A 14,182-nucleotide genomic window follows, 5' to 3' on the forward strand; every position below is an offset into this window, starting at 1 on the left:
GCTTACAGTCGCGCGGCGCAGGCGAAAAACTTCGGCGCGGAAAGCGCTCGTCAAAGCCCGTCTGCGCGGCTATGCCGGAAACATGCGTCTGCTTCTGGTCGAAGATACCGCCGATCTGGCCGAGACCCTTGCGCGCCATCTGCGCGCCGAGGGCCATGCCGTCGATCTGGCCTGCGATGTCGAGGGCGCGCTGACGGCGCTGGCGGTCAGCGACTATGCCTGCGTGATCCTGGATCTGGGTCTGCCCGACGGCTCGGGGCTGGCGGTGCTGCGCGACCGGCGCGGCTGCGGCGACCGCACCCCTTTCATCATCGCCACCGCCCGCGACCAGATTTCCGACCGCATCGCGGGGCTGGATGCCGGGGCCGATGATTACGTGGTCAAGCCTTTCGATTTGCACGAGCTTTCCGCCCGCATTCGCGCCCATGCCCGGCGCGCCCAGGGCGTGCCCGAGGCGCGGATCGTGTTGGGCGAGCTGGAGGTGGACCGGGCGCTGGCGCGGGTCTGGCGGGCGGGGGCCGAGGTGCGGCTGACGGCGCGGGAATGGGCGCTGTTCGAGGCGCTTTTGGGCGCGCGCGGCCGGGTTCTGGGCAAATCCGCGCTGGAGGAGGCGCTTTACGCCTTTGACGACCGGATCGAGGGCAATGCGATCGAGGTCTATGTCTCGCGGTTGCGGGCGAAGCTGGGCCCCGCGGTGATCAAGACCCGGCGCGGTCTGGGCTATGTGCTGCCATGAGCCCCGCGCCGCGTTCGATCCGCAACCGGTTGCTGCGCGCCGTGCTGGGGGTGGTGGCGCTGGGCTGGCTGGGCACGGTGGCGCTGACGGCGCTGTTCCTCGACCGCGAGATGAGCGAGGGCTTCGACGAGGAGCTGGAGCTGGTCGCCGAGACCACGCTTGTGGCGCTGGAGACCGGGACCGATGCGGTGGTGCCGCGGCTGGTGGGGGTCTCGCCCGATCATGACGAGCGGCTGTTGCGGATCATCCGCCCCGGCGCGCCCGAGCCCGCGGTGCCCTGGGTCTCGCCCACGACGGACGGTTTTTTCGAACAGGCGGGCTGGCGCGTGCTGCGGCGCAGCGGCGATCACGAAGTGGTCGAGGTGGCGCATAATCAGGCCTGGCGGCGCTCGGAAATGGCCGAGGCGGCGGTGTCGCTGCTGATCCTGGTCGGCCCGGTGGTGGCGCTGCTGATCTGGGGCATCCGGCGGGCGCTGCGCCGCGCGCTGGCGCCGCTCGATGATCTGGCGGAAACGATTGCCGGGCGCGGTCCCGATGATCTCTCGCCCCTGCCCGAGGCCGGTCTGGCGCGGGAATTGCGCCCGCTCGCGCATGGGCTGAACGGTTATCTCGCCCGGATCGACGATCTGCGCGCGATCGAGCGCCGCTTTGTCGCCAATGCCGCGCATGAGCTGCGCACGCCGATCGCGGCGATCCGCGGGCGGCTTGATCTGCTGGGCGGTCCGGGGGCCGCGGCGGCGCTGCCGATGCTCGATGATCTGACCCGGCGGGTGGAGCGGCTGTTGCAGCTGTCGCGGTCCGAGGCGGGGCTCGGTCTGGGGCGGGGCCCCTCGGATCTGGTGCAGGTGGCGCGGCTTCTGGTCGAGGAGGCGCGGCGGCCGGGCGCGGAGGTGCGTTTCGACGATGGCGATCTGGAACACCTCAGCCTGCCCGTCGATGCCGATGCGCTGGCGATCCTGATCCGCAACCTGCTGGAAAATGCGCTCGAACACGGCAGCGGGCCGGTGCGGGTGGTGATCTGCCCGGCCGAAGCCGGGACGGGCGCGGCCTTGATGATCGAGAACCCGACCGCGCAGGCGGCCTTTGTCGAGGCGCCCTTTGCCAAGGGCCCGGGCTCGCGCGGGTTGGGGCTGGGGCTTTCCATCGTCGCGGCGCTGGCCGCGGCGATGGGGGCAAGTGTCGAGAAGTCGATCCGGTCCGGTCAGGCGCGGGTGGTGGTGCGGTTTTAAAGCCAGCTTTCGACGACGTTGCGCAGGTCGATCCGGGCGCGCAGCTTCGTGGCCAGCAGATAGACGCCGCCGAATTTGCGCTGCAGAAACAGGCTGTCCACCGGCGGGAAGCGGAAATGATGCCGATGCGATTGCAACGCCATGCTTTCGTCGCGCATCCGCAGCGCCAGATCGTTCTGGCCGAAATCGTAAAACCCGGGCTGACGCAGCGGCTCGACCGACATCCGGAACATGTCCAGCAGCAGCGCCTCCAGATCCTCGGGCATTTCGGCATGCAGAAAGCCGATCTCGCGCGCGGCATCGCGCACGCCGGTCAAGTCGTCATCCAGCCCCGCGCGCAAAAGCCGCCGATAGCGGGCGGCAAATTCTTCGGGGAATTCCCGCGTCGCGCCGAAATCGAGCAAGATCACCCGCCCCGTCGTCGGATCATAGCGGAAATTGGCGAAATTCGGATCGGTCTGCATCAGCCGGTATTCGAAGAGTTCGCGGAAAATCAGATCGACGATCAGCCGCATCACCCGGTCGCGTTCCGCCTGCGGCGCGGTTTCGAGGCTTTCGATCGGCACGCCCTCGACGAAGGACATCGCCAGAACCTCGCGCGTCGTCAGATCGGCATGCAGCGCGGGCACGGTGAAATCGGCGCTGTTCTCCTTGAGCTGACCGAACAGCGCCAGATACTTGCCCTCGCGCTCGTAATCGGCTTCCTCGTGCAGCTGCCGCTTCGCCTCCTCCAGCATCGGCGAGATATCGAGCCCCTTCGGCACCAGCCCGGAAATCTTCATCAGCCCGGCGACATTGTCGACATCCGAATCGATCGACTTGCGCACGCCCGGATATTGCACCTTGATCGCCAGATCACGGCCGTCCTTGGTCCAGGCCCGATGCACCTGCCCGATCGAGGCGGCGGCAATCGGGTGCACGTCGAATTTCTTGAAATGCTTGAGAAAATCCGGCCCCCAAGCGGTGATCAGCACCTTTTTCAGCTGCGCGGGCGGCATGAAATGCGCCTCGGCGCGCAGCCGGGCCATGATCTGCGACAGCTCGGGCGGCAGCATTTCGCCCGCGTCCATCGACATCAGCTGCCCCATCTTCATCGCCGCGCCGCGCATCTGCGCCAGCTTGTCGGCGACCTTCAGCGCGTTTTGCGGCGTCAGCAGCAGATCGCTCATCACCGGGCGCTGGCCGCGGGCAAGGCTCTTCGCCCCCTCGGCCATCACCGAGCCTGCGATGCTCGAGGCAAGCCCGCCGAGCTTCGCCGCACGCACGAAGCGCGAGGAGGGCACGGGCATGGGTTTCATTTCGGGCTTGCGCTCGGTCATGGTCGCTCCGATTCTTGGTTCGTATCAGATAGGGCGGGGGTCAGTGCTTGCCAGAGCCGCCGCAACCGCAACCGCCGCCGCTCTGGCGCGGCGCATCGCGCAGCACCGGCGCGGCCTCGGCCGCTTGGTCGTGACCGCCGCAGCCGCAGCCGCCGCGACGGCGCCCCTGGCCGCGCCGCTGCCCGCCGCCGCCACAGCCGCAACCGCTGTGCCCATGGTCGTGATCATGGGCGTGATCGTGGTCATGGCCGCCGCAGCCGCCCTGACCATCGCAGCCTTCGCGGCCGTGATCGCCGCAACCGCAGCCGCAACCGTCGAGATCTTCCAGCCGCATTCCCGCCGCCGAAAGCGCCTCGACAATGGCCACGGCCAGCGTGCCCGCGGCCTTGGCCGGGTCGGTCTCTTCCTCGGTCACCACGGCAAAGACGCCGCGCTCGGCCATGCGCTCGGCAAAGCCCTCGCCCGCGCCGGCCGAGATCACCGCCGTCATCGCATCAAGCGGATGCGGCCCGTCGCCGTGGAAGTCATGCATCGCCAGCTCTTTCGGCAGGTCAAGGCGATCCACCTCGACCGGCGCCTGACCTTCCGTCACCTCATAGACGAGAAAGCGGCGGGTCTTGCCCGCATGTCCGGTGATGGTGCGGAAATTCTGGCTGGCAACGGCGATCAGCATGGGCGTTCCTCGGGGGTCAATTGGCTTTGGCAGAGGCTTCGAGGAACAGGGTCTGCTCGGCGGTCAGCCGCATGTGGCAGGCGGCGGCATAGACCATCCGGCGGGGCGAATTGCGATGCACCATCCCCTCGAAGGTGCAGCGTTTCTCGGCCCATGTCTGCCAGGCGTCAAGCATGATCTGCGTATCGTCGACGAGCCGCGGCATGCCCGCGGCGATCTGCTTCGAATAGGGCACGTCCAGCTTTTCCGCCCGCGCCTTCATCGTCTCGGCCGCCGTCAGCATGCGCTTGCGCCACCAGCCGTATTCATCGGTATAGCAGGCCGCGACATCGGTGGGCTGGGTGGTGGAGGGACGCTTGCGGCAGGCCTCGGCCGAAAGGCCGATGCAGGCCGCCTGCGCCTCGGGCGTCGTCGCCCCGGCCATGCAGTCGGCGGTGGGATTTCCCGCAAGGGCGGGCAGCGGCAGGCTGAGGGCCATGGCCAGACAGAGGGTCGAAACACGCATCGGCGGAAACCTCGTGTAATTCCGGATGCGGGCAGATAAGCCGGTGGGGCAGGGGGTGTCTGTGACGTCGTCACATTCTGCGCGACACCCCGTTCACGAAGTCGCGCGTCACTCGCCCAGCGAAACGCGCGCTTGCGCCGGATCGGCGGTCGGCTCGACCGGGTCCTCGACCGAAGGCAGCATCCAGGTCCAGAGTTTCTGGTCGGGCAGCGGCAGCACCATGAACCAGTGTTCCAGCAGCGCCAGCGCCGTCAGCACGGTGAGCAGCACGAAGCCGATGAAGATGCCGTCGGTCTGCGCATCCGCCGCCCGTTCCATCCAGCAGCCGGTGGCAAAGGTCAGAACGGTGATCGAGACCGGAAAAAGAAAGTTCATCCGGGCGTGACAGAAATGGCTGGCCAGATGGGCGAGCGGTTTCGGCAGGAACTGCGTGTTGATCCGCGGCACGCCCAGAAACAGGTTCAGCTTCGCCGAGACCCGGGCAAAGAACAGCGTGCCGAAGGTCCAGAGGCCGAAATGATTCTCGCCGCCCCAGACCAGCACCGCGCACAGGATCAAGGCCGAGATCAGGCCGATTTCATGCCACAAAAGCGTGCCGACCGAGCGGATGAACCGTTCCGTCATCGAGGCGAAGGGCGGGCAATGATCGCGGTTCGGCCCGGCGACGACGCCCGAGAGGAACGCCAGCTCGAACCAGCCCCAGACCGAGACGGCGGACAGGAAGGCGATATGGGCACCCCGCACCGAGGTGTCATCGGCGGAATTGGCCATCGCGATATAGCCGCCGATCAGCAGCGGCAGCCCGCCCACGACCGAGCGCATATGCGCCGCCCGGCCCGACAGATCGGCGCGGCGGATGCGCCACAGGATCGCGCCGGTGGAGAACCACCACACGAAGATCGTCGTCAGCGCCACGAGCCAGGGATTGTTCATGCGCGGCACCCCCGATTACGGGGGCGCCGCGCTGGACCGGGGGACGCGCCCATCGCCCCGATCCGAACCGCCACGGGGGCGGTAACGCAAGGCCCGCAGGCCCACGCCTCCCGCCGCGCTTGCGCTGCGGCGGATCTGGAAAGGCAGTGGGGGATCAAAGCGGGCATGGGTTCCTCACTTCATGTCGAGAATACGCTCGAAGGCGGCCTTGCTGTCGGCGCCAAAGGCGTAAAGTTCGGTGGACCAGCCGGTGGCCGGGTCTTCCATCGCCAGACGGCCGTTGTCATAGCGCACGATCCGCACCGGCGGGTTGTCGGTGATCCGCGCCACGGCGCGCGAGCGCCGCACGGCGGCCGCCATCACGTCGACGAACCCGCCCTCGGGCAGATCGAGCAGCAGATTGCCCGCCGGATCGGAGACGGTGACATGCCGCGAATCGATATCCTTCAGCACGACCAGCTTTTCGGCGACGACCTTGCCCGGGGCGGGCACGCCCTCGTGCGGGCGGTCGGTCAGCACCGCATAGGTGGTCAGTGCCAGCGCCAGAAGCGCGATGCCGATCATCGCCCGCAGAAGCGGTTTCGGGATCAGTTCGGCCTCGGGCTTGCCTGGCGTTTTCGCCTCGGGGCGCTGCGGGGCAGGGGAGAGCGGAAGCTGTGCCATCGGGGTGCCCTTATTCCGCCACGGCCAGACCGGCGCCGGCTTTCGGCGCGGCGGCGACCTGCGGTTCGTTCAGTTTCGCCTGCGCCGCCTCGGAGAGGATGCGGGCGACCTTTTCGGCCTCGGGGATGCAGCGGAAGGCGGCCTGCGGCGCGCGGAAATGCCAGGGGCGCGCATGCGGCCAGAGCACGCCATAGGACAGGCGCATGTCCGAGCGGTTCTGCAGCGCGATCGTGCCGAAGCCCTTGCGGCCGAGCTTGGCCAGCGACATCGATTCGATCACGGTGAAGGGAATGGTGAAGGTCACCTGCAGCGCGGCGCCGATGCGCAGGATCGCGCGGGCCGAGGTGATGGTGTAGATCGCGGCACGGGCCTGCGCCCAGGCGAGCAGAAGCATCAGCCCGTAGACGACAGCGGCCATCAAAAGGAACAGCACGGCGGTGGGCAGCGCCACCCGGGCGCCTTCCTCGTGCCACAAAAGCACGGTGCGCCAGGCGGCGGCAAACAGCATGATGCCCGTCATCCAGCGGATCTTGAACGCGTCGCGCGCCAGCATCCACATGTCGGGCTTGCCTTGCCAGAGAATCTCCTCGCCTTCCGGCAGGGGGGCGGGGATCCCCGGCTGGGGTTCGAAGTCGAAGTCATGGTCTGACATGCAGACCTCCGTATTCCAGTAGTGCGGTCAGACGGGACGGCGCGGGCGCGCGCCGTCCCCGTAGGCTCGCATCAGAGCGCGTAGGGTTTGACACCCTTGGCGTACATGTAGCCCCCGGCGACATAGGCCGAGATCTTGTCTTCTTCGAGCTTGGTGACCACATCCGGCGACTTGATGTCGGGGATGGTGTCGAACAGGTCCGAGGTGATCGCGTTGACGCGCACGCGGTCCGACCAGATCTTCAGCATGGTCATCGGCAGCAGCTTCTTCTTGCCCGAGTTCAGTTCGACCTCGAGGTAACGGACCAGCTGCTCGGGGATATCCACCCACATGTCGACGATCTTGCCGACCACTTCGGTATCCCCGGCCTGCACCGGCATGCCACGCGGATCGCGACCGGCGGAAACCGTCATCTCGGTCTTGCGCATCGGCTGGATCTTGTTGTGACCATGCGCGTCAACCTCGGGCTCGTCGCGCCGCGGCACCCACGAAGCCGGGCCCACGCCGTCAAGCATCGGGTTGCCGGTCGGACGGAACGGATAGCCTTCGTTGACCGAGGTGCGCTCGAGCGCGAGGTCGGTGCGACGGTGGGCTTCTTCGTTCTCGACCGAGGGAACGACGATCTTGCGGCCATCGGCCAGCTCGAAAGTCTTCGGCGACGGCACCGGGAACGGACCCTGGTTGGCCGAAGGCAGGCCGTCGTCGTTTTCGAGCGGATAGCCTTCGCGCATGTTCTCGGTTTGCAGATAGTAGATCAGATAGGCGAGAAACGCCCAGAACGACCAGATTGCAAGACTGGCCAGATCGAAGTCTCCGAAGAAATTGACACCGACCATTGTGGTCCTCCTTTGTCAGGTTGGAAATTCGGCAAGGCCGATCCGAGCCTCGCCGGTTTCCGGCTTCTTGGGGAAAAGGCTGCCGGGGCGAACGAGCGGTCCGAGCACGGCAAGGGTGATGAAGAGCAGTCCGATTTCGGTGACATAGACCACCGTGTAGCCGAGCGCCGGGCTATCGAGTGACCCCAGATAACCCGCCGCGGCGGCGTGGGCAACGAGGTCACGCGTCGCACCCCCGATGAAGACCGCAAGCCCCGCCGCCGTGGCCTGCGCCGCACCCCAGGCGCCGAGCGCGATGCCGGCAGCACCCCGCACGACCACCATCATCGCCACGGTCAGCGTGGCAATTCCGAACATGCCGCTGCCAAGGCCGATGCCCATGGCAGCCGCGAAGAACAGCACCTTGCTGGCGAAAAGCGCCGAGAACAGCACCGCCGTGAAGGCGACGATGCCGACCAGAAGCCCGCGCGCAGCGATGCGATGCGCCACGGCGCCCTGCGACAGGCGCCGCGCCGACCAGATGAAACCGACAAGCGCGCCAAAGGCCCAGCCCGCGGTCAGCCAGGTCGTCTGCCCCACCGCCAGGCCAAGCACCTGCCCGCCATAGGGTTCGAGAAGCACGTCCTGCATCGAAAAGGCAAGGGTGCCGACCATCACCGTGGCCAGAAGCCGCAGGGCGCCGGTCTCGGCGGCCAAGAGGTTCCAGGCCTCGCGGAAGGTCTGACGCGGGGCTTCGCGTTCGGCCTTGGTCATCGGCCGCATCACTTCCTGTTTCCACAGCGCGATGACGTTCAGAACCAGCGTCATCGCCCCGCAGCCCTGCACGACCCGGATCAGCGTGATCTGGTCGAAATCGCGCAACAGCCAGCCGACGATCACCGCCGAAATGCCCATGCCGATCAGGAACATCACGTAAAGCAGCGCCACCACCTGCGGCCGGGTTTCCTCGGTCGCGCGGTCGGCGGCGAGCGCGAGCCCCGCGGTCTGCGTCATGTGCATGCCGACGCCCGCCATCAGGAAGGCCACGGCCGCGAAGGCCTCGCCCGCCCAGTCGGGGCCCATGGTCTGATCGCCCGAGAGCAGGATCAGCGCGAATGGCATCAGCGCCAGCCCGCCCATCTGCCAGAGCGAACCGAACCACAGATAGGGCACGCGCTTCCAGCCAAGCGCCGAACGGTAGGTGTCGGAGCGGTGGCCGAGGATGGCGCGGAAGGGCGCCACCAGCACCGGGATCGAGATCATCGCGGCGACGACAAGCGCGGGCACGCCCAGTTCCAGGATCATCACCCGGTTGAGCGTGCCCAGAAGCAGGACTTGCGCCATGCCGACGGAAACCTGAAACAGCGACAGCCGCAGCAATTGCCGCAGCGGCAGGGTTTCGGACGCCGCATCGGCGAAGGGCAGCCAGGTCATCGCCAGCGAACCGATCATGCGGCGGGAGAGTATCATGGCCGATACTCCAGGCATTCCGAGATGTAGAAACCGCGCGCGACGCGGTCGATCTTGATCAGGCTGTCGCCCGCATGGCGTTGCAGCTTGTCGAGCGCATGCGGGATCATCACCGGCGAGCGGTTCGAGCGCGGGAAAAGCTTGCCCGCCCACCAGAACGCCATCAGGAAGGCGGTTTTCGGCGCGACGGTGAAGACGATGGCGCTATGCGTGCGCTTGCCCAGCTCCGTCAGCACCCGGCCGATATCCGGCGCGCGATAGTAGATCAGGCTGTCCATCGCCACGACATAATCGAACTGGCCCAAAGCCGGGTCCGCCATGTCGCCGACATGGAAGCTGACCTTGCCGCGCAATTCGGGCGGCAGGCGGTCCTTGGCGATGTCGATCAGCTGCGGCGAGATATCCACCGCCACCACTTCGGCACCGCGTTTCGCCAGCTCGGCCGTGGTCAGCCCGGTGCCGCAGCCCGCATCCATGACGCGGCAGCCGGTCAGATCGTCGGGCAGCCGCGACAGCATGACGGCGCGCATCGTGTCGCGGCCTTCGCGCACGGTCTGGCGCACCTTGCTTACCTTCTCGTCCGCGGTGGTCAGCCGCGCCCAGGCGCGGGTGGCGGTGCGGTCGAAATAGTGTTCGACGCGGTTGCGGATCTCTGCGTAATCGGAGGCCATCTCAATCGAATCCCAGAAGTTCGAAGATATGGCGATCGGTCAGCGGCTCGGGCGTCAGGCCCGGCTCGCCGGTCGAGCGCCAGAGCGTCTCGGCCAGACGGATGTATTCGGCGCGCGCCATCACCACATCCTCGGCGTCGTCCATCTCAAAGAGCGTGCGCTTCTTCAGCCGCGAGCGGCGGATGCTGTCCAGATCCGGCATATGCGCGATGCGCTTGAAATTGGCGGCCTCGCAATAGCGGTCGACCTCGTTCGTCTCGCGCGAGCGGTTCGCCACGCAGCCCGCCAGACGGACCTTGTAGTTCACCGCTTTCGCCTGCACCGCGGCGATGATGCGGTTCATCGCATAGATGCTGTCAAAGTCGTTCGCGGTCACGATCAGCGCCCGGTCGGCATGTTGCAGCGGCGCCGCAAAGCCGCCGCAGACCACGTCGCCCAGCACGTCGAAGACCACCACGTCGGTATCTTCCAAAAGGTGATGCTGCTTGAGCAGCTTCACCGTCTGGCCGACGACATAGCCGCCGCAGCCGGTGCCCGCGGGCGGGCCCCCGGCTTCGACGCACATCACGCCGTTGAAGCCTTCGGTGACGTAATCCTCGGGGCGCAGCTCTTCGGGGTGGAAGTTCACCTGCTTGAGGATGTCGATCACGGTTTCCTGCAGCCGCCCGGTCAGGGTGAAGGTGCTGTCATGTTTCGGATCGCAGCCGATCTGCAGCACGCGCTTGCCCAGAAGCGAGAACGCGGCCGAGAGGTTCGAGGAGGTGGTCGATTTGCCGATCCCCCCCTTGCCATAGACCGAGAACACGCGCGCGCCGCCGACATCGAGGCCGATGTCTTCGCTGTCGTGCACCTGCACCGAGCCCTCGCCGTCACCGTCGAAGCCCTTCAGGTCGGGAATATCGTCGCGCGGGCTCATGCGGCCCTCCTTTTCGTCGTCGTCCATGTCATTCTGCCGCAACGCCTTCCATCCGGTCCTCCAACTCGTCCGCGGCGGCTTGCAGCGCGGCCAGAGTTGCAGCATCCGGCTGCCAGTAGTTGCGGTCCGAAGCTTCCAGAAGCCGTTGCGCCATCCGGCTTGACGCGGCCGAGTTCAGGCTGGCCAGCCGCTCGCGCATCTCGTCGTCAAGGACAAAGGTTTCCGAAAGCCGTTGATAGACCCAAGGTTCAACCTGCCCTGTCGTGGCAGACCAGCCAAGGGTGTTCGTGACCTGCGCTTCGATCTGCCGCACGCCTTCGGCGCCGTGTTTCAACAGCCCTTCGTAGAATTTCGGGTTCAGGCTGCGGGCCCGGGTTTCCAGCGCGATCTGGTCTTGCAGCGTGCGCACCGTGCCCGCGCCGCGGGTCTGGTCGCCGATATAGACCGGCGTTTCCTTGCCGCCCTGCGCCCGTTTCGTCGCCCGCGCGATGCCGCCCAGCGTGTCGAAATAGTGATCGACGGTGGTCACGCCCAGTTCCACGGATTCGAGGTTCTGATAGGCCAGATCGACCTTGGACAGCACGTTTTGCAGCAGGTTCACCTGTTTCGTCGACTTGCCGTCGCGCCCATAGGCAAAGGACTTGCGGGCTTCATAGGCATCGGCCAGCTCGTCCTCGTCGCCAAAGCCCGCCGAGCCGACCAGCGTGTTGACGTTCGAGCCATAGGCGCCTTCGGCATTCGAGAAGACCCGCAGCGACGCCGTGTCGAAGTCCATCCCCGTTTCCTGCATGCAGGTCAGGGTGTTGGCGCGGATGAAGTTTTGCGCCAAGGGCTCGTTTTCGGCACTGGCGCAAAGATAAGCCGCCTCGGCCAGAAGCTTCGTCTGCAACGGCAGCAGGTCGCGGAAGATGCCCGACAGCGTCATCACCACGTCGATCCGCGGACGACCCAGTTCCGCAAGCGGGATCAGCTCCGCCCCGGCCAGACGCCCGTAGTTGTCGAACCGCGGCCGCGCGCCCATCAGCGCCAGCGCCTGACCGATCGGACCGCCATCGGATTTGATGTTGTCCGAGCCCCACAGAACCAGCGCGATCGAGCGCGGCAGGGTGGGGTGGGTGGCCAGAAGCCGCGCCGCCTGCGCCGCGCCGTCGCGGATCGCAAAGGCGGTCGGCATGCGGAACGGGTCGAAGGCGTGGATGTTGCGCCCCGTGGGCAGGATCTCGGGCGAGCGCACCAGATCGCCGCCCGGCACCGGCGGCACGAAGCGGCCATCGAGCGCGTGCAAAAGCCCCGCGATTTCATGCTCTTCCTGAAGCAGCCTGTCCGCCCGTGCCCGGTCGGCATTTTCCGGCATCAGGGCCAGCATCTCGGCCCGGGCCTCGGCGGTCATCGGACGGCCGACGACATGCAGCCCCTCGGTGATCAGCGCGCCCTCGGTCTCCAGGAGTTTCTCCCACAGCGTGGAAAGGTCCGAGGCGTCCATGTTCACGCCCTTGGCCTGTTCGCGCACCAGCGCTTCAAGGTCTTCGGCCTCGGGCGAGTCGGGCGGCAGGGCGCGCAGACGGCCAAGGCTTTCCTTGATTTCCGACAGGCCCTTGTAAAGCCCCGACTGCGCCAGCGGCGGGGTCAGGTGCGACACGATCACCGCGTTCGATCGGCGCTTGGCGAGCGTCGCTTCGGACGGGTTGTTGGCGGCATAAAGATAGACGTTCGGCAGGTTGCCGATCAGCCGGTCCGGCCAGCAGGTTTCGCACATGCCCGCCTGTTTGCCGGGCATGAATTCCAGCGCGCCGTGCATGCCGAAATGCAACAGCGTATCGGCGGCGAAATCCTCGCGCAGCCAGCGGTAGAAGGCCGCAAAGGCATGGGTCGGCGCGAAGCCCTTTTCAAAGAGCAGCCGCATCGGGTCGCCCTCGTAGCCGAAGACCGGCTGCAGGCCGACGAAGACATTGCCGAACTGACGGCCCAGAACGAAGACGTCCCGCCCGTCGGTCTGGTGCTTGCCGGGGGTGGAGCCCCAGGCGGCCTCGATGTCTTTCAGCCACTTCGTGCGGGCGACGAATTCGGCGGCCGGAATCCGGGCCGCGATCTGCGCCGGTTGCCCATGCGTCGTGTTCGGGCCGCACAGCACCGCATCGCGCAGATCCTGCACGCTTTCGGGCAGCTCGCCCATCTGGTAGCCCGACGCCTTCATCGCGTGCAGAACGTTGAAAAGGCTTTCGAAAACCGAGAGATAAGCGGCGGTCCCGGCGGCGCCGGCATTCGGCGGGAAGCCGTAAAGCACGATGCCGACCTTGCGTTCCGCCACCTTGGAGCGGCGCAGCTTCGCCATGCGGACGACCTTGTCCACCAGCGTCTCGATCCGCTCGGGGCAGGGGGCCATGGCGTGGCTCTCCGCCTCCGGGTCGGGTTTGCAGCCGCGCGCACAGGTCACGCAGCCCGCCGGATCGTGGCGGCCCGCGAAAACGGTCGGGTTCGTCGCGCCGTCGATTTCCGGCAGCGCGATCAGCATGGTGGTTTCCACCGGGCCAAGCCCGCCGCCCGAGGCCCGCCATTGCCCCAGCGTCTGGAATTCCAGCGGCTGCGCGGTGACATAGGGCACATCCAGCGCTTTCAGCGTTTCGACCGCCGCATCGCTGTCGTTATAGGCCGGGCCGCCGACCAGCGAGAAGCCGGACAGCGACAGAAGCGTGTCGATCTTGCCGTGCAGGAATTCCTCGATCGCCGGGCGGCTATCAAGGCCACCGGCAAAGGCGGGCAGAACGGCGACGCCATGCGCCTGCAATTCGCGGATCACCGCATCATAATGCGCGGTGTCCTTGGCCAGGATATAGCTGCGCAGCATCAACAGGCCGATCGTCGCGACCGGGTTCGCGGGCTGCGGCAGCTTGGCGGGATCGGTGGTGATCCGGCCCGGCATGTCGGGGTGGTAAAGCCCGACCTCGGGGTAGTCGATCGGCGCCGCCGCCTTGATGCCGCGCCAGTCGCGGTTGTCGGCATAGCGGCCCACCAGATAGCGGACCATCGATTCGATGTTGTCCTCGGACCCGCCCAGCCAATATTGCATGCACAGGAACCAGGCGCGCAGATCCTGCGCCTTGCCCGGAATGAATTTCAGCATCTTCGGGATCGTGCGCAGCATCGACATCTGCTTTTCGGCAGATCCCGCGCCGGGTTCCGACTTGCCGCGCAGCTTTTTCAGCAGCGCCATTGGCCCCGAAGCGGGCTTGGTCATGTCCAGATCGCCCATCTTCGTCAGACGGACCACCTGCGGATCGGCGACCATGCCGACAAAGGCATCCAGATTGTCGCGCACCGCCTGCATCTCGGGCACGATCATCTGCAGGTGTTCGTCGATGAACAGAAGGTTCGCGACGACGATATTCGCGCCCAGCACGGCCGCTTTCGCAGCCGCCAGCTTGGCCGGGTTTTCCGACCATTCGGCGGCGGCGTGGACGGAAATGTGGATGTCGGGGAAGTCGTGTTGCAGCCGCGGCAAAGCGCGGGCAGCCGGACCGGCGGCATGCTGGTCGAGCGTGATGATCACGACGTTATAGCCGCCCGGACGGTGCGGCGGCAGCGGCATGGTTCCGCTCATCG

The 14,182-nt window shown here is 66.7% G+C and carries 13 protein-coding genes; 2 read left to right on the forward strand and 11 right to left on the reverse strand.

The window, feature by feature from the left end; translation table 11 throughout:
• Positions 1-82: 82 nt before the first annotated feature.
• Together LY44_RS06860 and LY44_RS06865 are read left to right on the forward strand one after the other, a co-directional pair.
• On the forward strand, positions 83-736 hold the full coding sequence (locus LY44_RS06860) for a response regulator transcription factor (RefSeq protein ID WP_055209598.1): 654 nt from the start codon (positions 83-85) through the stop codon (positions 734-736).
• Positions 733-1,965 carry a two-component sensor histidine kinase gene (locus LY44_RS06865; RefSeq protein ID WP_055209597.1) on the forward strand — a complete coding sequence of 411 codons (1,233 nt, stop codon included), beginning with the start codon at positions 733-735 and terminating at the stop codon, positions 1,963-1,965. Before LY44_RS06860 ends, LY44_RS06865 begins: the two co-directional genes overlap by 4 nt.
• On the opposite strand, the gene LY44_RS06870 is transcribed toward LY44_RS06865, so the two are convergent.
• From LY44_RS06870 to LY44_RS06920, 11 genes are all read right to left on the reverse strand, one after another.
• Positions 1,962-3,284 carry an ABC1 kinase family protein gene (locus tag LY44_RS06870; protein WP_055209596.1) on the reverse strand — a complete coding sequence of 441 codons (1,323 nt, stop codon included), beginning with the start codon at positions 3,282-3,284 and terminating at the stop codon, positions 1,962-1,964. The genes LY44_RS06865 and LY44_RS06870 overlap by 4 nt on opposite strands.
• Positions 3,285-3,324: 40 nt before the next feature.
• Complete coding sequence (locus LY44_RS06875; RefSeq protein ID WP_065118351.1) at positions 3,325-3,957, reverse strand: NifB/NifX family molybdenum-iron cluster-binding protein; 633 nt, start codon at positions 3,955-3,957, stop codon at positions 3,325-3,327.
• Positions 3,958-3,973: 16 nt separating this feature from the next.
• Positions 3,974-4,462: a lysozyme inhibitor LprI family protein gene (locus tag LY44_RS06880; protein ID WP_065118350.1), complete on the reverse strand. Its 489-nt coding sequence runs from the start codon at positions 4,460-4,462 to the stop codon at positions 3,974-3,976.
• A 108-nt stretch (positions 4,463-4,570) separates the two neighbouring features.
• Positions 4,571-5,395, reverse strand: coding sequence for a putative photosynthetic complex assembly protein PuhE (gene puhE / locus LY44_RS06885; RefSeq protein ID WP_055209594.1), 825 nt, complete (start codon positions 5,393-5,395; stop codon positions 4,571-4,573).
• Positions 5,396-5,569: 174 nt separating this feature from the next.
• Positions 5,570-6,058 (reverse strand): photosynthetic complex assembly protein PuhC, encoded by a 489-nt coding sequence (puhC, locus tag LY44_RS06890; RefSeq protein ID WP_055209593.1) that lies wholly within the window; start codon positions 6,056-6,058, stop codon positions 5,570-5,572.
• Positions 6,059-6,068: 10 nt separating this feature from the next.
• Complete coding sequence (puhB, locus tag LY44_RS06895; protein WP_055209592.1) at positions 6,069-6,710, reverse strand: photosynthetic complex putative assembly protein PuhB; 642 nt, start codon at positions 6,708-6,710, stop codon at positions 6,069-6,071.
• 71 nt (positions 6,711-6,781) lie between these two features.
• Complete coding sequence (gene puhA, locus LY44_RS06900) at positions 6,782-7,546, reverse strand: photosynthetic reaction center subunit H (RefSeq protein WP_055209591.1); 765 nt, start codon at positions 7,544-7,546, stop codon at positions 6,782-6,784.
• A 15-nt stretch (positions 7,547-7,561) separates the two neighbouring features.
• Positions 7,562-8,995: a PucC family protein gene (locus tag LY44_RS06905; protein WP_055209590.1), complete on the reverse strand. Its 1,434-nt coding sequence runs from the start codon at positions 8,993-8,995 to the stop codon at positions 7,562-7,564.
• A complete protein-coding gene (gene bchM / locus LY44_RS06910; RefSeq protein WP_055209589.1) occupies positions 8,992-9,666 on the reverse strand; it encodes a magnesium protoporphyrin IX methyltransferase in 675 nt (224 codons plus the stop codon). The genes LY44_RS06905 and bchM overlap by 4 nt, the downstream gene beginning before the upstream one ends.
• Position 9,667: 1 nt before the next feature.
• Positions 9,668-10,582, reverse strand: coding sequence for a ferredoxin:protochlorophyllide reductase (ATP-dependent) iron-sulfur ATP-binding protein (gene bchL / locus LY44_RS06915; protein WP_055209649.1), 915 nt, complete (start codon positions 10,580-10,582; stop codon positions 9,668-9,670).
• 28 nt (positions 10,583-10,610) lie between these two features.
• Positions 10,611-14,180, reverse strand: a complete 3,570-nt coding sequence (locus tag LY44_RS06920; protein ID WP_055209648.1) for a magnesium chelatase subunit H — start codon at positions 14,178-14,180, stop codon at positions 10,611-10,613.
• Positions 14,181-14,182: the final 2 nt, after the last annotated feature.

The organism is Rhodobacter capsulatus (assembly GCF_003254295.1).
Taxonomy (GTDB): Bacteria; Pseudomonadota; Alphaproteobacteria; order Rhodobacterales; family Rhodobacteraceae; genus Rhodobacter; species Rhodobacter capsulatus.

Coding starts and splice junctions, on each gene's coding strand:
- LY44_RS06860 (WP_055209598.1), top strand. CDS start 83: ATGCGTCTGCTTCTGGTCGAAGATACCGCCGATCTGGCCGAGACCCTT.
- LY44_RS06865 (WP_055209597.1), top strand. CDS start 733: ATGAGCCCCGCGCCGCGTTCGATCCGCAACCGGTTGCTGCGCGCCGTG.
- LY44_RS06870 (WP_055209596.1), bottom strand. CDS start 3,284: ATGACCGAGCGCAAGCCCGAAATGAAACCCATGCCCGTGCCCTCCTCG.
- LY44_RS06875 (WP_065118351.1), bottom strand. CDS start 3,957: ATGCTGATCGCCGTTGCCAGCCAGAATTTCCGCACCATCACCGGACAT.
- LY44_RS06880 (WP_065118350.1), bottom strand. CDS start 4,462: ATGCGTGTTTCGACCCTCTGTCTGGCCATGGCCCTCAGCCTGCCGCTG.
- puhE (WP_055209594.1), bottom strand. CDS start 5,395: ATGAACAATCCCTGGCTCGTGGCGCTGACGACGATCTTCGTGTGGTGG.
- puhC (WP_055209593.1), bottom strand. CDS start 6,058: ATGGCACAGCTTCCGCTCTCCCCTGCCCCGCAGCGCCCCGAGGCGAAA.
- puhB (WP_055209592.1), bottom strand. CDS start 6,710: ATGTCAGACCATGACTTCGACTTCGAACCCCAGCCGGGGATCCCCGCC.
- puhA (WP_055209591.1), bottom strand. CDS start 7,546: ATGGTCGGTGTCAATTTCTTCGGAGACTTCGATCTGGCCAGTCTTGCA.
- LY44_RS06905 (WP_055209590.1), bottom strand. CDS start 8,995: ATGATACTCTCCCGCCGCATGATCGGTTCGCTGGCGATGACCTGGCTG.
- bchM (WP_055209589.1), bottom strand. CDS start 9,666: ATGGCCTCCGATTACGCAGAGATCCGCAACCGCGTCGAACACTATTTC.
- bchL (WP_055209649.1), bottom strand. CDS start 10,582: ATGAGCCCGCGCGACGATATTCCCGACCTGAAGGGCTTCGACGGTGAC.
- LY44_RS06920 (WP_055209648.1), bottom strand. CDS start 14,180: ATGAGCGGAACCATGCCGCTGCCGCCGCACCGTCCGGGCGGCTATAAC.